This is a genomic window from Brevibacillus sp. AY1, assembly GCF_029870785.1.
Classification (GTDB): Bacteria; Bacillota; Bacilli; order Brevibacillales; family Brevibacillaceae; genus Brevibacillus; species Brevibacillus invocatus.
In genome coordinates, this window is record NZ_JAFLPN010000017.1 from 27,816 (window position 1) to 47,414 (window position 19,599).

Genomic DNA, 19,599 nt, shown 5'->3' on the forward strand with positions numbered 1-19,599 from the left:
TTTTTTCCTTTGGCTTGCATGCACTTGGCAGACGAGTAGCATGGAGTCGTCAAAAGTTATTCCCAGCTTGTGCACAACGACATGTGGATAATGTGGATAACTCTGTGGAGAACGCAAAAAACACGTGATTTTCTTGTGGACATGATTGGGGACAAAAGGGTTAGGCCGCAAGCGGTCACATCCAGCTTGCTGAAAAACGATGAGTTGTTTCAATCCCCCGATGAGAGGGGACGTTTTTCACAGAAAAAGACAGAGTCTAGGGGGTTATTGCATGAAAATCGGGAAAAAGTGGTTGGCTGCACTGGCACTGACTGTTGGGGTAGGACTTTTGGTATCTGCCTGTGGGTCTGGCAGTCAGCAGAGTAGTGGCTCGGCAGCAGGAGGCAGTGCAGAGGATAAGGTTTACGTAGTCGGGACCGACGCGGCCTATCCGCCGTTCCAGGTGTTGGAGGCTGACGGCAAGATTACGGGTCACGACATCGATGTTATGAATGCGATTGCGGAAGCAGGCGGCTTCAAGATCGAGTGGCGCAATACCGGTTGGGACCCGCTGTTTGACGGGTTGGATAAAGGAACGGTAGACATCGGGATTTCCTCGATTACGATTACAGAAGACAGGAAGAAAAAATACGATTTTTCGGATTCTTATTTTGAGGCAAATCAGTTAATTCTGGTTGCAGAGGATTCTCCTGTTACGAAACTGGCGGACCTTCAAGGAAAGAATATCGGGGTACAGGCTGCGACAACAGGTGAAGAAGCAGTGAAAAAGGCATTCGGCGCTACCTACGAAGGGTTGAAAGGCTACGACGACATGCCTTCCTCCGTCGATGACTTCTTCAACGGCCGTGTGGATGCTGTCGTGGGAGACAACGGCGTCATTGCCTTCTACGCAAAGAAAAATCCGGGCAAAACGTTCAAGCTGGTCAATGACGATTCCTTCGAGAAAGAGTACTACGGCGTCATGGTGAAAAAGGGCAACACGGAGATCATGGCTAAAATCAACGATGGTTTGAAAAAGATCAAGGAAAACGGAAAGCTCCAGGAAATCTACAACCAATACTTCGGCAACAACTAACTAGGAAAGCCGTATGAGACAGACCGGGTACGTCTTATGTGAGGCGTACCCGTTTACCTGTCTGCAACAGCAGATGTCGTGCTGAAAGGGAGGAAGTTTGCTTGGATTGGAGCGTCATTTACGATTATCGTGAGCTGTTTTATCGCGGTGTAATCAATACGATTCTTTTGACTGTGGTCGCTACGGTTTGTGGGTTGATCCTGGGGCTGTTCATCAGCTTGGGGAAGATGTCGAGCATCAAGATACTGCGCTGGATTTGTGCGATCTACGTGGAGCTGTTTCGAGGAACGCCGATGCTGGTACAGATTTTACTCATTCACTTTGCAGTCATTCCCTCCATATGGGGGTTTCTCTACCCGGGACAAAGCAGCCCGGAAGCGATCTACTCAGGCTTTGTAGCATTATCGCTCAATGCAGCAGCGTATATAGCGGAGATTTTCCGGGCAGGGATACAATCGATTGACCCGGGCCAGATGGAAGCAGCGCGTTCGCTTGGGATGAGCAAAGGATTAGCGATGCGCGTGATCATTCTACCGCAGGCTTTTACACGTATGCTGCCTGCCTTTGGTAACGAATTCATCTCCCTTTTGAAGGACTCATCCTTAACAGCCGTCATTGCGACACCGGAATTGAACTATGCGGCAATGAACGTGGCCAAGAGCACCTTCGAAAGGTATCCTCCGTATTTGACGGAAGCGGCCATATACCTGGTGCTTACATTGTTCCTCTCGCGCGTTGTCGTCCGGGGGCTGGAGAAAAAGTACTCTTCACGCTAACAGGGAATTTGACTGTCCGAGGTGGGCATGATATAGTCAAACACACGGGAGACAATCCCAGATTCTTACAAAACGGCTGCGATCCTTCTTCTATGCGAGGAGCGAGTGGTCAAATCAAATTTGATGAAAAACGTCAAGTCGAGACGTTTTTCTCAAAAAGAAAGGGTTGTGCTGTTTCATGCAAGGCAAAGTAAAATGGTTTAACGCAGAAAAAGGTTTTGGTTTTATTGAGCGCGAAGGCGGCGACGATGTATTCGTACACTTCTCTGCAATCCAGTCGGATGGCTTCCGTTCGCTGGATGAAGGACAAGAGGTAGAATTCGATATTGTGGAAGGCGACCGCGGTCCGCAAGCAGCCAACGTAGTCAAACTGTAGAACAAATGAAATCCCCCTGTACCCAACTAGACGGGTGCAGGGGGATTGGTATTTTAGCCGATCATTTTTGCGATATGAAGCGAGCGGTACTGGCGCAAATCGAGGAATTCATCGCCTCTGCGGACCAGTGGGCGCGTAGGTTCATCTTTGTGTATGAGCAAAATCTCAACGGCATCGCCTGTATTCAGTACAGCCTGGGAACCGATATACAGCATGGCGATGTATTGAATGAAACAGGAGACAATCGTGGGGTTTAGCTTTTTGACACAAGCTTGTTCCCAGAGCAGGTTGGCCGCTTCGAACGGGGAGACGCCTTTTCGATAGACGCGATCCGTGCACAGTGCGTCAAAAAAGTCAGCGACACTGACGATCTGACATTCTAAAGGGATCTCCGGCTTCATCCGGTTCAGCGGATATCCGCTACCATCCAGGCGTTCGTGATGGAGCAGCGCACACAAAGCCATCAGCGGATCGGAGCCTTCCATTTTACGTATGATCTGGTCACCGTAGACGGTATGCTGTTTCATCACTTCATATTCCTCGGCCTCCAGGTGGCTAGGCTTGGAAAGCAGCTCGTCAGGAATATGCAGCTTGCCGATGTCGTGCAAGAGTCCGGCATGTGACAACAAAGAGATCGTCTCTTCTGATAAGCCCATCAATTTGCCGATCAAGGCGGCGACGATGCCTACATGGACGGAGTGACGTGCCAGGTAATTCTCAGTTCCTCCCATATTGTAAACAAAGCGAAGAAAGCCCCAATTTGGAACGATATACTCAAATAGAGGGCTGAAGGCTTGACTAAACTGGTGAAGAGCAGGGATTTTGCCAATTGAGATGTGTTGAAACAATTGTTCCAGCCGCATGACAGCCAGCATGTATTGTCGCGTCCCTTCCTCTTCTGTCTGGTACAAAAGGGGAAAAGGTTTTTGTAGTTCTAAAATCTCGTTCAAATCTGCTACAAATACGGTTCGAACTTGATGAGAATGGAGCAGTCGAATGTCACTCTGATGTAGGGCGACACCTGCAGGTAATAGTAGGAGCCCATATTCATTGAATACATCTTTTGCCAGTGTTTTTCCAATGATAGAGCGGGAAGGTTTCACCTCTGTCATTGTGAGGGCCTCCTGTGCGATCGACAACCGCGGCGTATTTGAGTGTTTTCGTCCATTATATCATAGAGAATATCGTAAGTATTGGTAGGATTTTGTCGATTTTTGCATGTAAAGTGAAAAGAAAGTAAAGATTATTTAAAGTTGTGAGGAGGATTTTTTACAATCGCGCCGAATACCTTTATATAGACGGAAGGAGGTTGGAACCATGAAATTCAACATTCGTGGAGAAAACATTCAGATCACCGCAGCACTTCGTGACTATGTGGAAAAGAAAGTCGGCCGTCTTACCAAATATTTTGAAGAGCCGCTCCCAGCAGATGTACAAGTTACCATGCAGGTGCATCGAGGAGAAGGCACGATCGAGGTAACCATCCCACTGAACGGGGTGATTATCCGAGCAGAAGAAACGCATGAAGATATGTATGCTGCCATCGATTTGGTGGTAGAAAAGCTGGAACGTCAGATTCGCAAGCACAAAACAAAGCTGATGAGAAAGCTGAGAGTGGATAGCAACAGCCGGGCCATGCAGCGAGACGCCCAACCGGTGGCTGTCATGATGACTGATCAGGATGACGAGGACATCGAAATCGATATTGTCCGAACCAAACGCTTCGACCTGAAGCCGATGGATACGCATGAGGCAGTCATGCAGATGGATATGCTGGGTCACAACTTCTTCGTTTTCCAAAACAGCGATACCAATGACGTCAATGTCGTGTATCGTCGCAACGATGGGCGTTACGGGTTGATTGAGCCTAAATAACGCAACCTTTCAAGCGCATACTCGTATAAACTAGGGAGTTGCTATTGGCAACTCCCTTTACTTGTGTATCTGAGCAATGTTTTGATAAAATAGCTTTTTAGAGAGCATTAAAATGGTAGAAAAAAATCGATATCCCGTTCTGTCGCGAAAACGATAGCTTTTTTTGCGAGAATGAGGATATGTGGAACCCTCCTGCACAGGCTAAGCTCAAGAGCCTGTTGGGAGCATATGGAAGGGGTGTCCTCATGTTAGGACTCGTAAAAAAATTGTTTGGCGATAGCAATGAACGCGAAGTCAAAAAGATGTTCAAGCGCGTAGAAGCCATTAACGCGCTGGAGCCGAGTATTTCTGCGCTTTCAGATGATGGCCTGCGTGCCAAGACAGAGGAGTTTAAAGCTCGTCTGGAAAAGGGCGAAAAGCTGGACAGCATTCTCAACGAAGCGTTCGCTGTAGTCCGTGAAGCATCCAAGCGCGTTCTGGGCATGCGCCACTTCGATGTACAGCTGATTGGTGGTATGGTTCTGCAGGAAGGGCGTATTGCGGAGATGAAAACCGGTGAAGGTAAAACGCTGGTTGCTACGCTCGCTACCTACCTGAACGCGCTCCAGGGCAAAGGTGTCCACATCGTGACAGTGAACGAATACTTGGCAGAGCGCGACTCCAGTATCATGGGAAAACTGTACAACTTTCTGGGCTTGTCGGTGGGGTTGAACAAAACCGGGCTGAACGCAGAAGAAAAGCGCGAGGCATACGCTTGTGATATAACCTATGGTACCAATAACGAGTTCGGCTTTGACTACCTGCGCGACAACATGGTGCTTTATAAGGAACAGATGGTGCAGCGTCCTCTTTTCTTTGCGATCATTGACGAGGTCGACAGTATCTTGATCGACGAAGCGCGTACACCACTGATCATTTCCGGATCTGCGAATCGCTCCACGGAGCTGTATTACATCTGTTCTCACTTTGTGAAGCGTTTGGAGCAGGAAAAAGACTTCACGATCGATGAAAAGCTGAAGATCGTCTCCCTGACGGATGAAGGGGTAGCCAAGATCGAAAAAGCGTTCAACATCGAGAACTTGTACGATACTGCACATATGACGCTGAATCACCACATCACGGCTGCGCTGAAAGCTCAAGTGCTGTTCAAGCGCGACGTAGATTACGTGGTGCAAGACGGCGAAGTGGTGATTGTTGACGAGTTTACCGGTCGTTTGATGGTCGGACGTCGTTACAGCGAAGGCTTGCACCAGGCGATCGAAGCCAAGGAAGGGCTGCGTGTGCAAAGCGAGAGCATGACGCTGGCGACGATTACCCTGCAAAACTACTTCCGTATGTATCAAAAACTGGCGGGTATGACAGGTACAGCCAAGACAGAGGAAGAAGAATTCAAGAAAATCTACGGTCTGGATGTCGTTGCGATTCCAACCAACAAGCCCGTGTTGCGCAAAGACGCTTCTGACCTGGTATTCAAGACAGAAGCAGCTAAATATCGGGCTGTTGTGAATGATATCGTGGAACGCCATAAAAAAGGTCAGCCGATCCTGGTGGGTACGATCTCTATCGAAAATTCCGAGAAGCTCTCCCAAATGCTGAAGCAAAAAGGCGTTCCGCATAATGTACTGAATGCGAAGCAGCATGCGCGTGAAGCCGAGATTATCGCTCGCGCTGGTCAGTATGGTGCAGTAACGATTGCCACCAACATGGCCGGTCGCGGTACGGATATTCAGCTAGGTGAAGGTGTTGCCGATATCGGCGGCCTTCATATCATTGGTACAGAGCGTCACGAGAGTCGCCGTATTGATAACCAGCTGCGCGGTCGTGCAGGACGTCAAGGTGACCCAGGTTCTTCTCAATTCTTCCTCTCCATGCAGGATGAACTCATGCGCCGCTTTGGTGCTGACAATATCATGGGCATGATGGATCGTATGGGAATGGAAGAAGACATGCCGATCGAAAGCCGTCTGGTGACCCGTGCTGTAGAATCTGCACAAAAACGTGTGGAAGGCTCCAACTTCGATGCCCGTAAAGTGGTTCTGCAGTACGATGACGTCATGAACCAGCAGCGCTCCGTGATTTACAAGCAGCGCCGAGATATTCTGGAACAGGATAATCTGCGCGAGATAGCACTCCAGATGTTGTTCAGAGTATTGGAGCGCAATGTGCAAGCATTCTGTCCGAAAGAAGAGGTTCCGGAGGATTGGGATCTGCAGGCATTGGCAGATGCAGCCAACAATACGTTCCTGCACGATGAAGTGATTACCGCGAAAATGCTGAAAGGCAAGGAAGCGGAAGAGATTACAGAGCTTCTGAAAAACGAAGTGCTGAAACAATACGATCAGCGCGAAGCGGAAATTGGCGACATGATGCGCGAGTTCGAGAAGGTTATTATCCTGCGTGCAGTGGACAGCAAATGGATGGACCACATCGATGCGATGGATCAGCTGCGTCAAGGGATTCACCTGCGCGCTTACGGACAAAACGATCCGCTGCGTGAATATCAGTTTGAAGGCTACGAGATGTTCCAATCGATGGTGGCTGCTGTCGATGAGGAAGTGGCGATGTACATCATGAAGGCAGAAGTGAGCCAAAACCTCGAGCGTCAAGACGTCATCGCTGGCCAGGGAATCGAAACCTCCAAACAGGAAGCCTCGGGACCTGACAGTCGTCCTACCAGCTCTACTTCTGGTGATGCAGATCCGAAGAACCGCGCCCAGCGACGTCAAATGGATCAGGAGCGTCGCCGTCAGAACAAGAAAAACCAATAATTTGACTCGATTCATGTACGAAAACCTTTCCTTAACGGCCTAGTCCAATAAGGGAAGGTTTTTTTCTTGTTGTTTCCTATCCAATAGACAGCGTTCGTCCCAATCCATTCTTTCTCACTGCAACAGGTGCGTCGATTTGTCTAACACTGCAAAATGTCATCGAACGATTCTGCTGGTAATTGCTTGAGAAAAACATAGAATCGTAAGTACAACACTTTTTCACATTACACGTGGACGGGGGACGAGAACATGAATACGACAGTCAACGTGCTAGGCATACAGGCGAAAGAAATTCTGGAGAACATTGGAGCTACCTTAAGAGCAGTGATGCGCGGTGGAAAAGAAAACAATCAAATACAAATCATTCATACAGATTACCCGGTGGACAGGGAAGAGAAGGTGCACCTGTTTACCGTGCAGGACCCCGTCTTTTATGAGGACAGGCTGACGAAGGAAATTCCTCAAGCCAATTGGTCCGGGCAAGAGCAAGTGATTTATTTCAAGGGATGGTTCGATCCCGGCACCAAGCAAGTCGGCTTCCAAGCAAAGGAGCGCAGCGCAGTGATGCTGACTAACAGGCTGAACACGCGAATGAAGTCTGCGAATGCACAGCAATCGGTGATCGCCTTTCCACAAAAAGAGAGTGGGCAAGCCCAAAAACAGCGAGGCGTACGTTCGTCGCTCTCTCCGCCGCGGGGTCTATTGTAGAAAAGGCCTGGGATCGAACCTTTCTTCTCTGGATTTGACGCGCTGTTGTGTTTGCGCATCGGTGAATTTACGATACAATAAACACAAGCTTAGAGAAGAGAAGGTGATTCGCAACATGGCATTGATTGACATTGCGGACATCAAACAAGAGATGTCTAGTATGGCTAAACGTTTAGCAGATATCAGGGGGTCTCTTTGACCTCCCTGTAAAGGAAGAGCGGATTGGTGAGCTGGAGGAGCGGATGCTGGCTCCTGACTTCTGGGATGACAACGACGCTGCACAAAAAACGATCAGCGAGCTGAATGTCATTAAAAGCCTCGTCGAGACGATGGGCAAACTGGATTCCCAATACGAAGACCTTCAGCTGATGCTGGAATTGGTCATCGAGGAAGGGGACAATTCTCTCATTCAGGACTTGTATGACAGCACGCAGGAACTGCGTAAGTCATTTGAAAGCTTTGAGCTGGAGCTGCTTCTGAGCGACGAGTATGACAAGAGCAACGCGATTTTGGAGCTGCATCCGGGGGCGGGTGGTACAGAATCGCAGGATTGGGCCTCCATGCTTTTGCGTATGTATACGCGTTGGGGAGATGCCAAAGGCTTCAAGGTAGAAACATTGGACTACCTGCCAGGAGATGAAGCGGGCGTCAAAAGCGTTACCCTATTGATCAAGGGATACAATGCTTACGGGTACCTCAAATCAGAAAAAGGGGTTCATCGTCTCGTTCGCATATCGCCTTTCGATGCTTCAGGCCGTCGCCATACGTCCTTTGTCTCTTGCAATGTGCTGCCAGAGATCGAGGACGACAATGAGGTGCAAATTCGATCGGAAGACCTCAAGGTGGATACCTACCGCTCCAGTGGTGCAGGCGGTCAGCACATCAACACGACTGACTCCGCTGTCCGGATTACTCACCTTCCGACAGGTATTGTGGTGACCTGTCAAACTGAACGTTCTCAGATCAAGAACCGTGAACGTGCCATGAAGATGTTGATGGCCCGTCTATTTGAACGCAAGCGTGAAGAGCAGGAAAAGACACTCGCTTCCATTCAAGGGGAGCAAAAGGATATCGCCTGGGGCAGCCAGATTCGCTCCTATGTCTTCCATCCATACAGTCTCGTCAAGGATCATCGGACGAACGTTGAAGTGGGCAACGTGCAGGCAGTCATGGATGGGGAGATCGATACGTTTATCGATGCCTATCTGCGCTCCCAGATTACTCGCTAATTGCGAGCTCAGCTGCTTCACCAATGGCCGGCAGTGAAATGAGCACTGTCGTTCCAGCCCCAATTGTGCTGGTGATCTCGATTGTTCCGTTGTGATCACGGATGATTTTGGAGCTGACCATAAGGCCCAGTCCCGTACCTGCTTCCTTGGTACTGAAGAACAACTCGCCCAATCGGGGGATGAGTTCCATGGGGATGCCTTCACCTTGATCACGAATAAAGATGTTTACAGCGGATTGGCTTTGCGTCACTTCGATCGTAAGCAGTCCTCCTGACGGCATGGATTCCATGCCGTTTTTTATAATGTTGATCAACACCTGTTTGATCTGAAATTCGTCTCCAATAATGACAGGGGATCGATCTGGAAAATGGGCAGCCAGCCGTATGTTGTTGACGCATCAGATTTTAGTAATTGAATGAATCCTTTGATTGCGGTCAGCGGATTGCGGATTTCATGCGCGATACCGGCTGCCAGCTCCCCTAAAACGGAGAGCTTGTCCGAATAGCGAAGCAGCTCCTCTGACCGGCGTCTTTCTGAAATGTTGCGGGCCACAATCACGGCACGTTCCATTTCACCATCTGCACCGATGACTGGTGTACCTCTTACTTCAAACAGCAGGACACTGCCATCCGTATGCTGGTATCGATATTCGTGATTAAATGAACGTCTTGTCTCAACCATAAACGCAAAGTCGTCGATTGCCTTTTGCCGATCCTCGACATAAATCAGGGAATGGAAGCCAGGAAGGTTTTGCACTTCATCTGACGTCAGACCCAATACTGTTTCATGCGAGGGCGAAGCGTATGTAATGCCGCCATATCGGTCGAGGATGCGAATTACATCATCCGCATTTTCTGTGATAAGTCTAAAATTTTCCTGTGATTGCCGCAGAGCGACTTCCATCTTCTTTTGCATACGGATATCCTTCACGATCACACAGGTTCTTTCGTTCTTGGAATCTCCCGTAACCGGTAGACTCGACAAGCTGATCTCAATCAGGCGCCCCAGCTTGCTGCGAAGGGAATACTGATCTCCTAAAGGCAAAAAAAGATCGCGAAAAGTCATGTTACGCAATTCAGCTGAGCTGTACCCTGATAAAGACTCACCTGAAGCATTGACCTCAGTAAAATGACCGTGACTGTCCATGATGAAAACCGCATCTGGATTTTGGTGGAAAAGAGCCGAATACACATGTGCCATTTTGCCCATCCCATAGACCGCCTCCCTGTCACTTTTCCTACAATCTGTAAAGCGCAATCAGGACGTACATGGTGTCATCTTCCATGCAAATGGTATAATGCAGACAAACAGGCAGTGCAAAAGGAGAGGAAAACATGTTGTATGTAGCTTTTTTGCCTATTATCGACCAGGAAAAAAATACAGCGCTGAGACCGGCTCATCTGGAGTATATCAACGACCTGTACAAGCAAGGAAAAGTCGTCATGGCAGGTCCCTTTACCGATAAAAAAGGCGGTCTGGTAATGTACAAGGCAGATACGCCTGAAGAAGCTCGCCAATTGGCAGAAGCGGACCCTGTTGTGGTGGGAGGAGCGCGTACACTGGAGCTGCGTGAATGGAATCCACTTGAATTGCCATTAAAATAGTTCTAGAGGAATGAATTGTTCACGTCAGGGTATACTTAGCGGAGAATATCGAGAAAAGGAGGAAACAGCCCATGAAACGTCTTTTACTTAGTGTGGTTGCGGCTGTACTCGTGTTCGCCCTTAGCGCTTGTGGCGGAGGTCAACAGACTCAACCCAATACCAATCAGCCTGCAACAGAAACACCTTCTACCGAAGCTCCGTCCACTGCTCCATCTGGCAGCTATGATGCGGCGACTGCAGAAGCGCTGTATAAAAACACCTGCGCAGGTTGCCATGGTCAAACACTCGAAGGAGCGGTCGGCCCGAACCTGCAAAAGGTTGGCGGCACGTTGAGTAAGGACCAGATTTTGGAAGTGTTGAAGAATGGTAAAGGCTCCATGCCGCCAGGTCTGGTTAAAGGTGACGATGCTGAAACACTGGCTGCGTGGTTGGCAGACAAGAAATAAGCTTTATCAAGTAACGAAGAAGCGCCCGAGATGGATCGGACGCTTTTTCCTTTTTTATGTGCATTCTGCTCCTCGTTTCTATGCATGATTACTTTTGGCTTTTACAAGCGATTCGCACAAAGGGTTGTTTTCGGTGCGAATTTTTATTATTATTCATGTATAAAAATACAGAGCAGGGAGAGAGGAACCATCATGATTCGGGTCGGAATTGTTGGGGCGACTGGTTACGGGGGAGCGGAACTTGTTAGGCTGCTTGCAGGACATCCTCAGGTACGTATTGCGAATTTGTATTCCAGCTCATCAGAAGGGGAGCCTCTGGACAAAATTTTTCCGCATGTATACAATCTGGGCTTGCCTGCGCTGTCGAGCATCGATGCCCATCATTTGAGCAAAGAAAATGATGTAGTGTTTTTCGCGACGCCAGCAGGTGTAAGCGCCCAGTTGTCTCCTCAAGTGGTGGAGATGGGGGGGAGGGTCATTGACCTGTCTGGGGATTTTCGGCTAGAGAGTCCAGCGGTGTATCAGAGCTGGTACAAAAGGGAGCCGGCTGCTGAAGATTGGATCAAGCAGGCCGCCTACGGATTGACGGAATGGAACAAGGAGCAGGTGGCAGGAGCCAAACTGATTGCCAACCCAGGATGCTATCCAACCGCTACGCTGCTCGGACTGCTCCCATTGGCGAAAAGTGGCTGGGTAGATCCCCAGAGCTGGATCGTGGATGCCAAGTCCGGTGTCTCGGGAGCCGGGCGTGGGGTTTCACTGGGTGTGCATTTCAGTGAACTCAATGAAAGTATCCATGCCTACAAGATAGGACAGCATCAGCATACGCCTGAAATTGAACAAGAATTGAAGCGCCAGAGCGGTGTGGAGACGATCGTACAATTTACTCCTCATCTGATCCCGATGACTAGAGGGATTCTGGCGACTGCGTACGGCAAATTGACCACACAGGTGAGTGCGGATCAAATTCAGGAATTGCTTCTCTCTACGTATGCCGACCAGCCTTTTGTACGGGTTCGTCCAGCAGGTAGTCACCCTCGTACAAAAGAGGTGTATGGTTCCAACTATTGTGATATCGCTGTACATGTAGATGAACGTACGGGGCGGGTCATCGTGTTGTCCGTGATCGATAACGTGGTCAAGGGCGCGGCAGGGCAAGCCATTCACAACATGAACGTGATGTTTGATCTGCCAGAAACGGCGGGGTTGCCGCTTGTACCCGTATTCCCGTAGAGGAGGAGAACAATAGATGGAGGGCATTGTCGTAATCAAATGTGGCGGGAGCACAATGGATCAACTGCCAGACAGCTTTTTTCAGGCAATTGCCAAGCTGCAGGCGGAAGGAAAGAAGCTGGTGATCGTACATGGCGGCGGTCCTGCGATCAACGCCATGCTGGATCGGGTCCAAATTGTGCCGCAATTCGTGGATGGGCTGCGCGTCACGTGTGAGGATACATTGGGTGTCGTCGAAATGGTCTTGTGCGGCAGCATCAACAAGTCACTCGTACGCAGATTGACGCAGGCAGGGGCAAAGGCGTGGGGTGTGAGCGGGATCGATGGGCAGACCCTCGTAGCACAAAAGACGAGCAAGCCGCTTGGATGGGTAGGAGAAATTCAAAAGACGAATATCGGGATTCCCCAAGCCATTCTTTCTCAGGGCTATGTACCAGTCATCGCTCCGCTGTCTGTCAGTGCGGATGGAACGGAACACTTCAACGTCAATGCAGATGTTGCCGCAGGTGCCATCGCCGCAGCTCTGGCAGCAGAGAAGCTGGTAATGGTAACCGATGTACCGGGTATTCTCCGCCCGCAGACAGATGGCAGCAAGGCTGTGGTGAAGGAGACCAGCGCCGATGACATCGCCCAGATGATTGCCGATGAAGTGATTACTGGAGGGATGATTCCGAAGGTTCAATCCGCTCTGGATGCACTCGGGCAAGGAGTCGATCAGGTCGTCATATGCAAAGGGACAGCTGAAGACCTACTGGCTGTATGCGCCAATCAAGCTGTAGGTACTACTGTTCGTATGAAAGTGAAACAAGATTAACAAGGGAGGGAAGAATGAGCATGAGCACCGTAACGGCTTCTACACATCTCATGAATAACTATGCAAGATGGCCGATCAGTCTGGTCAAAGGCCAAGGCAACCAGGTATGGGACGACAAGGGGAATCAATATCTCGATTTTACCTCTGGCATCGCAGTCACTTCCTTGGGGCATGTTCCGCCAAAGGTAACTGCAAAACTGCACGAGCAACTGGATACGCTCTGGCATTGCTCCAATCTGATGCACATCCCGCAGCAAGAAGTACTCGCGGAAAAATTAAGCCGCTTGTCCGGTCTGGACCGAGCTTTTTTCTGCAACAGTGGGGCTGAGGCAAATGAAGCACTGATCAAAATTGCCCGCAGATACGCGCAAAAAGTAAAGGGAACTGACAAGTATGAGGTCATTACGTTTGAGCAGTCCTTTCATGGACGGACTCTAGCGACGTTGACCGCAACCGGACAGGCGAAAGTAAAAGACGGTTTTTTACCTTTGCCAGAGGGCTTTGTCACGGTTCCATACAACGACTTGGCTGCCGTTCAAGGAGCTATTACCGACAAGACGTGCGCGATCATGCTTGAGCTAGTACAGGGAGAAGGCGGCGTACACCCGGCAGACGTGGAGTGGGTTCAATCCTTGCGGGAGCTGTGTGACCAGCATGGCTTGCTGCTTTTGGTCGATGAGATACAGACGGGCATAGGTCGTACGGGCACCTGGTTTGCTTTCCAGCAGTACGGTGTGAAGCCGGATGCGATCTCCTTGGCAAAAGGTTTGGGAAGTGGATTTCCGATCGGAGCGATGGTGGCTACTGCTGAAGTAGCGGAAGCTTTCTCACCGGGGACTCATGGAACGACCTTTGGCGGAAATCCATTGGCGACGACGGCTGGTATCGCTACCTTGGAGACGATGGAAGAAGAACAAATCCTGGAGAAAGTAGCAGCCATCCACAACACGCTTATGGAAGCTCTGAAAAAACTGCAGGCTGCACATCCGGAAAAGATCAGTGGAATCCGGGGAAAAGGTCTTCTGCTGGGTGTTGAATTGACCATTCCTGCAAACGATGTCATCCATGCGGCCCGCGAGAAGGGCGTCATTCTGTTGAGCGCAGGACCACAAGTATTGCGTTTGCTGCCTTCCTTCGTAACGACACAGGCTGAAATTGAGCAGGTGATCACGGTCCTGGATGAAATCCTCGCGTAAAACATAGTGAATAGATGGAATGATTTGTCATGGGCAACGAGTGAAAGGATTCAAAAAACTCGTTGCATTTTTATTAAATGAAATGTATATTAATACACATGGTTGCATATATTCAGGTTAGCGAGTGCCCTTTGGAGAGGAGTGGCTTTCATAGATGAATAGAGAGAACACTGGACATGGAACAGGATACCTCACGCTGGAGAGTGGCGAGGTTTTTACAGGAACGTTATACGGAGCCTTGATTAGCGGATTTGGTGAAGTGGTTTTTCATACAGGAATGACAGGGTATCAGGAAGTGATGAGCGACCCTTCCTTTGCAGGGCAGATCGTCACCTTTACTTATCCTCTGATCGGCAATTACGGCATTAACGATCAGGATTTCGAGGCAGCTAAGCCTGCTCTCACAGGAATGATCATCAGTGAGCTGTGCAATGAGCCCAGCCACTATCAGTCCAGAAAAACACTGGCGGAGATTGCGGATCAATACGGATTTCCGATTCTCGCCGGAATCGATACGAGGACGATTACCAAGCGCGTACGGCAAAATGGACCGGTATTCGGCGTGATTTCCGACCGTATTTTGTCCGCGGAGGAAGTCGTTTCCCTGCGATCCAAGCATGCGAAGAAATCGCTGGTCGCTGATGTTTCCACACAGCAGATCCTACGCTACACAGGTAACGGCGAGCATGTGGTACTCGTGGATTTGGGGATGAAAACCTCGATTCTCCACGCCTTGCTCAAAATGGAGTGCAAAGTAACCGTCGTGCCTTTTGACACGCCGATCTCCCAGATCAAAGAACTGCAGCCAGATGGTCTGCTCTTTTCCAACGGCCCTGGTGACCCTGAGCATCTCCTCGCGTATTGCAGCGAATGGCGCAAACTCGTGGAACAGATTCCGACGCTTGGCATTTGCCTGGGGCATCAAGTGTTGGCCCTGATGTTTGGCGGAAAGACAGAAAAGCTGGCGTACGGTCATCGCGGCGGCAATCACCCTGTCAAGGAGCTTATGACAGGCAAGGTTTACATGACATCGCAAAATCACGGGTACGTGGTGAAGGAGGAGTCGCTGGACAAACGACAGCTGACGGTCTCCTATCGTAACGTCAATGACGGCTCGGTCGAAGGACTCTGTCATCAGAGCATGCCCGTTTTCAGTGTACAGTTCCATCCGGAAGCACATCCCGGACCTAGCGATACTTCTCACATTTTCCACCAATTCTTGCAGTCGATGCGCGTAGTAGGAGCGAACAGATATGCCTAAATTGCCACACATTCATAAAGTATTGGTTATTGGTTCTGGTCCGATTGTCATTGGTCAGGCAGCAGAATTTGACTATGCAGGCGCACAGGCTTGCCTGTCCTTGAAAGAAGCAGGCGTGGAGGTCGTCCTGGTCAATAACAACCCGGCTACGATCATGACAGATGAACAGGTAGCTGACAAAGTATACCTGGAGCCGCTGACGCTGGAATCTGTCACGGCGATCATCGCCAAGGAAAGACCAGATGGCCTTTTGCCCACATTGGGTGGCCAGACTGGTCTGAATCTGGCTGTTGCCCTGTCTGAAGCAGGTGTTTTGCAAAAGTACAACGTCGAGCTGCTGGGAACTCCGCTGGCAGCCATTCAAAACGGGGAAGACCGTGAATTGTTCAAACAGCTGATGCAGCAAATCGGTGAGCCTGTACCGGAGAGCGACACCGTGGAGTCGGTAGAGGAAGCGATTGCCTTTGCCAATTCGATTGGATATCCCGTCATTGTGCGTCCCGCCTATACATTGGGGGGAGCAGGCGGAGGGATCGCTGCAGATGAACCGACCTTGCGCAAGGTAGCAGCAGGCGGGATCGCAGCAAGCCCGATCGGCCAGGTGTTGATCGAGCGAAGCGTCAAAGGCTGGAAAGAAATCGAGTATGAAGTGATGCGTGATGCCAACGACACCTGCATTATCGTGTGCAACATGGAAAATCTCGATCCTGTAGGGATTCATACGGGAGACAGTATCGTTGTCGCACCTTCCCAGACTTTGACGGATCGGCAGTATCAAATGCTGCGCAGTGTTTCCACCAAAGTGATCCGCTCCTTGGGCGTTGTAGGTGGATGCAACATTCAGTTTGCCCTCGATCCTTTGTCTGATCAGTATGTACTGATTGAAGTAAATCCAAGGGTGAGCCGTTCCAGCGCGCTCGCTTCCAAAGCTACGGGCTATCCGATCGCCCGGATCGCAGCCAAGCTCGCTTTGGGCTACGGACTGGATGAGGTTCTCAATCCGATCACGGGCTATACGTACGCCAGCTTTGAGCCGGCTCTCGACTATATCGTAGTGAAAATTCCACGCTTCCCGTTTGACAAGTTCCCGCTGGCAGATCGCAAGCTGGGAACCCAGATGAAGGCGACGGGAGAAGTGATGTCGATCGCTCGCAATCTGGAAGCAGGACTGCTCAAAGCGGTTCGCTCGCTGGAGCAGGGCTGCACGCACATCTCCAGACCAGAGCTGGAATCCTGGACGCATGAGCAATTGAGTACGGCTTTGCAGGAAGCAACCGACATTCGTCTGTTTGTTTTGGCAGAAGCGATCCGCAAGGGCTTTACCGAAGAGGAGCTGCACAGCTTGACTGGCGTCGATCCATTCTTCCTGCGCAGCATTCGCAAGATTGTGGATCTGGAAGTGGAGCTGGGGTCCCATGCTGGCAGTGAATTGCCTGCAGACCTTTTGATGACAGCGAAGAAACGCGGCTTTGCCGACGAGACGATCGCTTCCCTGATCGGCTCTACAGCTGAACAAGTAAAAGCGGAGCGCAAGCAAGCAGGCATCGCGCCAACGTATAAAATTGTAGACACCTGCGCGGCTGAATTTGACGCGCAAACCCCTTACTATTACTCCGACTGGCAAGGTGTGGACGAAGTCGAGAACCTGGCTGGCCGCAAAGTACTGGTGCTGGGCTCTGGTCCGATCCGTATCGGTCAGGGAATTGAATTCGACTATTGCTCCGTTCACGCAGCCAAGTCTTTGCAGGAGAGCGGGATTGCAGCTGTAGTCGTCAACAACAACCCGGAGACAGTCAGTACGGACTACGAAACGGCAGACCACCTATACTTCGAGCCTCTTCACGTGGAGGATGTTCTGCACATCGCAGAGCACGAGCAGGTAGAAGGCGTCATGGTTCAGTTCGGTGGACAAACCGCCATCAACCTGGCAGCCAAGCTGGAAAAAGCAGGGCTGAAGGTGCTGGGCACATCGCTGGACGCGATCGCTCGAGCAGAGGACCGTGAACTGTTCTACGACATGCTGCGCAAGCTGAACATTCCGCACATTCCAGGAAAGGGAGTCTCTTCTCAAGAGGATGCGGCGGCAATCGCTGAAGAGATCGGCTATCCGGTATTGATGCGTCCATCGTATGTGATCGGCGGACAGGGGATGGCTGTCGTCCATGACGTGTCAGAGCTGTCAGCGACGATCAACGATTGGTTGAACCATCCGGACAGCAGCACCTTCTTCCCGTTGCTGGTTGACAAGTACGTTCCGGGGCGAGAAGCAGAAGTAGATGCTGTATGTGATGGAGAGAACGTCCTTATTCCAGGTATTTTTCAGCATGTTGAAAAAGCCGGCATTCACTCCGGGGATAGCGTAGCCCTCTTCCCTGCGCCAGAGCTTTCAGATGAAGTGAAACAAAAAATTGCGAGCTATACTGATGCGATTGCCCGTGAAATGGGTGCAATCGGTTTGATCAATATCCAGTTTGTCATCGATGGAGACACCGTGTACGTGCTGGAAGTCAACCCCCGTGCTTCACGTACGGTTCCGATCACAAGCAAAGTGACCGGAATTCCGATGGTCCAGCTGGCCGTGCGTGCACAACTCGGCGAGAAGCTGTCAGCGATGAATGTCGGAACAGGGCTCTTGCCTGATATCCCGTTTGCAGTCGTCAAGGCTCCTGTTTTCTCGACTGTCAAGCTGAATGGCGTCGACCCGGCATTAGGTCCAGAGATGAAGTCTACAGGTGAAGTGCTTGGCTTGGGACGAACGTTTGCTGAGGCGGCAGGAAAAGCATTTGCTTTCAAGGACAACATGTACGGAGATTGGCAAGCTGGAGGCTTGGTGCTGCTCTCGTTGACAGACGGTGACAAAAAGGCGGAGCTGGTCACAAGCATTGCCCAAATGAAAGAAGATGGAGCCAAGCTGGCGACGACGCCAGGAACAGCGGAGTGGCTGTCCGCGCAGGGTGTCGATGTTGACAGCGTAGTGGAACAGGACGACCAACTGATTTCCTTGTTGCAACAGGAGAAAGCGGCTTTTGCTCTGGTTACCGCGACGAAGGGAAATCGCCAGGGGCGCAACGGATTCGCTCTGCGCAGTCGCTTGGTACAGCAAGGCGTACCGTTGTTCTCGGCAGTGGAAACCTTTGAGCTATACGTGAAATCGATTCTGAAGAAAAGAGGTGGCTCTCATGCAGCCAGTGAAGATATTGGAACACTTACCAAACTTGCCGCTCAGCAAGCATAAAGGAAAAGACCTGCTGCGCATTGACGAGTTTAACGGAACTGAGCTGATGGAGCTGCTTCAACTGGCCGCTCATATCAAGCAGCTCCAAAAGCACGGACAGCCTTTCCAGCCTTTGCAAGGGAAAACGCTGGGGATGATTTTTGACAAGGCGTCTACGCGTACGCGTGTCTCCTTTGAAGTGGGCATGTATCAGCTCGGCGGCATGGGAATGTTCCTCAGCGGAAAAGAGCTGCAGCTGGGACGGGGAGAGCCGATCAGTGATACGGCTCAGGTGCTCTCCCGCTATGTAGACGCGGTGATGATTCGCACCTTCTCCCACTCGTACGTGGAGGAGCTTGCCCAGCACGCGTCCATCCCGATCATCAACGGTCTGACGGACTTGTACCACCCTTGCCAGGCACTTGCCGACATGCTGACGATCTGGGAGCACAAAGGGAAGCTGAAAGGCGTCAAGCTGGCCTACGTCGGCGATGGCAACAACGTAGCCAATTCGCTCGTGCTGGCTGCCGTTCTGCTTGGTTTGGATGTGCGGGTAGCTACACCTGCCGGCTATGAAATGGAGAGCTCCATCGTGCAAAAAGCGCAGCAATATGCGCTGGAAAGCGGCGGCAAGCTGTTGCTGACGCATGATGTGACAGAGGCAGTAGCGGGGGCAGATGCGGTGTATACCGATGTATGGACCAGCATGGGCTTTGAGGAAGAGAATGAGGTACGGATGAAGGCTTTTGCCCAGTATCAGGTGAATGAACAACTGGTGGCTCATGCCGATTCAGACTATCTCTTCCTGCACTGCTTGCCAGCTCATCGCGGCGAGGAAGTGACAGCAGGCGTCATAGATGGCCCTCGTTCTTTCATTTTCGATCAGGCAGAGAACCGTCTTCATGCCCAAAAGGCCATTCTAGCAGCTCTTGTGTGATGATCGATCTAGTGCTATAGAATCAATTTGATGATAATCACATAGAATATAAAACTATCATTGCCGAATTTTGTCACTAACGTGTAA

18 protein-coding genes are annotated in these 19,599 nt (G+C 50.5%); 15 read left to right on the forward strand and 3 right to left on the reverse strand.

Annotated elements, in window-relative coordinates; translation table 11 throughout:
• Positions 1 to 271: 271 nt before the first annotated feature.
• The 3 genes from JZI27_RS14590 to cspD all read left to right on the forward strand — a co-directional run bounded on the left by JZI27_RS14590 (position 272) and on the right by cspD (position 2,227).
• Positions 272 to 1,075, forward strand: coding sequence for a basic amino acid ABC transporter substrate-binding protein (locus JZI27_RS14590; RefSeq protein ID WP_280207971.1), 804 nt, complete (start codon positions 272 to 274; stop codon positions 1,073 to 1,075).
• Between the two features lie 101 nt (positions 1,076 to 1,176).
• Positions 1,177 to 1,851: an amino acid ABC transporter permease gene (locus JZI27_RS14595; protein WP_280207973.1), complete on the forward strand. Its 675-nt coding sequence runs from the start codon at positions 1,177 to 1,179 to the stop codon at positions 1,849 to 1,851.
• Positions 1,852 to 2,029: 178 nt separating this feature from the next.
• Complete coding sequence (gene cspD, locus JZI27_RS14600; RefSeq protein ID WP_122907112.1) at positions 2,030 to 2,227, forward strand: cold-shock protein CspD; 198 nt, start codon at positions 2,030 to 2,032, stop codon at positions 2,225 to 2,227.
• A gap of 53 nt (positions 2,228 to 2,280) precedes the next feature.
• Here the strand turns inward: cspD and JZI27_RS14605 are convergent, their stop codons facing one another.
• A complete protein-coding gene (locus tag JZI27_RS14605; RefSeq protein WP_280207975.1) occupies positions 2,281 to 3,339 on the reverse strand; it encodes an HD-GYP domain-containing protein in 1,059 nt (352 codons plus the stop codon).
• A gap of 205 nt (positions 3,340 to 3,544) precedes the next feature.
• Here JZI27_RS14605 and hpf point away from each other — a divergent pair, with 205 nt between their 5' ends.
• The 4 genes from hpf (at position 3,545) to prfB (ending at position 8,807) form a co-directional block, all read left to right on the forward strand.
• Positions 3,545 to 4,102, forward strand: a complete 558-nt coding sequence (gene hpf, locus JZI27_RS14610; RefSeq protein WP_280207977.1) for a ribosome hibernation-promoting factor, HPF/YfiA family — start codon at positions 3,545 to 3,547, stop codon at positions 4,100 to 4,102.
• Between the two features lie 245 nt (positions 4,103 to 4,347).
• On the forward strand, positions 4,348 to 6,870 hold the full coding sequence (secA, locus tag JZI27_RS14615) for a preprotein translocase subunit SecA (protein ID WP_280207978.1): 2,523 nt from the start codon (positions 4,348 to 4,350) through the stop codon (positions 6,868 to 6,870).
• 249 nt (positions 6,871 to 7,119) lie between these two features.
• Positions 7,120 to 7,578, forward strand: a complete 459-nt coding sequence (locus JZI27_RS14620; RefSeq protein ID WP_280207979.1) for a hypothetical protein — start codon at positions 7,120 to 7,122, stop codon at positions 7,576 to 7,578.
• A 115-nt stretch (positions 7,579 to 7,693) separates the two neighbouring features.
• Positions 7,694 to 8,807, forward strand: a protein-coding gene (prfB, locus tag JZI27_RS14625; protein ID WP_122907107.1) for a peptide chain release factor 2 whose coding sequence is annotated in 2 segments (ribosomal slippage) — positions 7,694 to 7,774 and positions 7,776 to 8,807 — 1,113 coding nt in all. Because the reading frame shifts where the segments join, the coding sequence is not laid out codon by codon here.
• Here the strand turns inward: prfB and JZI27_RS14630 are convergent.
• Both JZI27_RS14630 and JZI27_RS14635 read right to left on the reverse strand, forming a co-directional pair.
• Complete coding sequence (locus JZI27_RS14630) at positions 8,797 to 9,087, reverse strand: ATP-binding protein (protein WP_251243918.1); 291 nt, start codon at positions 9,085 to 9,087, stop codon at positions 8,797 to 8,799. The two genes, prfB and JZI27_RS14630, sit on opposite strands and share 11 nt — an antisense overlap.
• 29 nt (positions 9,088 to 9,116) lie before the next feature.
• Entirely contained in the window at positions 9,117 to 10,016 is a 900-nt protein-coding gene (locus JZI27_RS14635; protein ID WP_280207980.1) for a PAS domain S-box protein, read from the reverse strand.
• Between the two features lie 125 nt (positions 10,017 to 10,141).
• On the opposite strand from JZI27_RS14635, the gene JZI27_RS14640 reads away from it, so the two are divergent.
• The 8 genes from JZI27_RS14640 to argF all read left to right on the forward strand — a co-directional run bounded on the left by JZI27_RS14640 (position 10,142) and on the right by argF (position 19,512).
• Entirely contained in the window at positions 10,142 to 10,411 is a 270-nt protein-coding gene (locus JZI27_RS14640; RefSeq protein WP_251243920.1) for a YciI family protein, read from the forward strand.
• 71 nt (positions 10,412 to 10,482) lie between these two features.
• Entirely contained in the window at positions 10,483 to 10,857 is a 375-nt protein-coding gene (cccB, locus tag JZI27_RS14645; RefSeq protein ID WP_280207981.1) for a cytochrome c551, read from the forward strand.
• A gap of 192 nt (positions 10,858 to 11,049) precedes the next feature.
• Entirely contained in the window at positions 11,050 to 12,090 is a 1,041-nt protein-coding gene (argC, locus tag JZI27_RS14650) for an N-acetyl-gamma-glutamyl-phosphate reductase (protein ID WP_280207982.1), read from the forward strand.
• Positions 12,091 to 12,106: 16 nt separating this feature from the next.
• Positions 12,107 to 12,904 (forward strand): acetylglutamate kinase, encoded by a 798-nt coding sequence (gene argB / locus JZI27_RS14655; protein ID WP_280207983.1) that lies wholly within the window; start codon positions 12,107 to 12,109, stop codon positions 12,902 to 12,904.
• A gap of 20 nt (positions 12,905 to 12,924) precedes the next feature.
• Positions 12,925 to 14,100 carry an aspartate aminotransferase family protein gene (locus JZI27_RS14660; protein WP_251243924.1) on the forward strand — a complete coding sequence of 392 codons (1,176 nt, stop codon included), beginning with the start codon at positions 12,925 to 12,927 and terminating at the stop codon, positions 14,098 to 14,100.
• A 154-nt stretch (positions 14,101 to 14,254) separates the two neighbouring features.
• Complete coding sequence (locus tag JZI27_RS14665; RefSeq protein ID WP_122907102.1) at positions 14,255 to 15,361, forward strand: carbamoyl phosphate synthase small subunit; 1,107 nt, start codon at positions 14,255 to 14,257, stop codon at positions 15,359 to 15,361.
• Positions 15,354 to 18,596, forward strand: coding sequence for a carbamoyl-phosphate synthase (glutamine-hydrolyzing) large subunit (carB, locus tag JZI27_RS14670; RefSeq protein ID WP_280207984.1), 3,243 nt, complete (start codon positions 15,354 to 15,356; stop codon positions 18,594 to 18,596). Before JZI27_RS14665 ends, carB begins: the two co-directional genes overlap by 8 nt.
• Positions 18,541 to 19,512 carry an ornithine carbamoyltransferase gene (argF, locus tag JZI27_RS14675; RefSeq protein ID WP_280207985.1) on the forward strand — a complete coding sequence of 324 codons (972 nt, stop codon included), beginning with the start codon at positions 18,541 to 18,543 and terminating at the stop codon, positions 19,510 to 19,512. Before carB ends, argF begins: the two co-directional genes overlap by 56 nt.
• Positions 19,513 to 19,599 lie beyond the last annotated feature (87 nt).

Coding starts and splice junctions, on each gene's coding strand:
- argC (WP_280207982.1), top strand. CDS start 11,050: ATGATTCGGGTCGGAATTGTTGGGGCGACTGGTTACGGGGGAGCGGAA.
- JZI27_RS14620 (WP_280207979.1), top strand. CDS start 7,120: ATGAATACGACAGTCAACGTGCTAGGCATACAGGCGAAAGAAATTCTG.
- JZI27_RS14605 (WP_280207975.1), bottom strand. CDS start 3,339: ATGACAGAGGTGAAACCTTCCCGCTCTATCATTGGAAAAACACTGGCA.
- argF (WP_280207985.1), top strand. CDS start 18,541: ATGCAGCCAGTGAAGATATTGGAACACTTACCAAACTTGCCGCTCAGC.
- JZI27_RS14630 (WP_251243918.1), bottom strand. CDS start 9,087: ATGCCGTCAGGAGGACTGCTTACGATCGAAGTGACGCAAAGCCAATCC.
- JZI27_RS14660 (WP_251243924.1), top strand. CDS start 12,925: ATGAGCACCGTAACGGCTTCTACACATCTCATGAATAACTATGCAAGA.
- JZI27_RS14635 (WP_280207980.1), bottom strand. CDS start 10,016: ATGGGCAAAATGGCACATGTGTATTCGGCTCTTTTCCACCAAAATCCA.
- JZI27_RS14590 (WP_280207971.1), top strand. CDS start 272: ATGAAAATCGGGAAAAAGTGGTTGGCTGCACTGGCACTGACTGTTGGG.
- secA (WP_280207978.1), top strand. CDS start 4,348: ATGTTAGGACTCGTAAAAAAATTGTTTGGCGATAGCAATGAACGCGAA.
- JZI27_RS14640 (WP_251243920.1), top strand. CDS start 10,142: ATGTTGTATGTAGCTTTTTTGCCTATTATCGACCAGGAAAAAAATACA.
- cccB (WP_280207981.1), top strand. CDS start 10,483: ATGAAACGTCTTTTACTTAGTGTGGTTGCGGCTGTACTCGTGTTCGCC.
- JZI27_RS14665 (WP_122907102.1), top strand. CDS start 14,255: ATGAATAGAGAGAACACTGGACATGGAACAGGATACCTCACGCTGGAG.
- cspD (WP_122907112.1), top strand. CDS start 2,030: ATGCAAGGCAAAGTAAAATGGTTTAACGCAGAAAAAGGTTTTGGTTTT.
- carB (WP_280207984.1), top strand. CDS start 15,354: ATGCCTAAATTGCCACACATTCATAAAGTATTGGTTATTGGTTCTGGT.
- argB (WP_280207983.1), top strand. CDS start 12,107: ATGGAGGGCATTGTCGTAATCAAATGTGGCGGGAGCACAATGGATCAA.
- hpf (WP_280207977.1), top strand. CDS start 3,545: ATGAAATTCAACATTCGTGGAGAAAACATTCAGATCACCGCAGCACTT.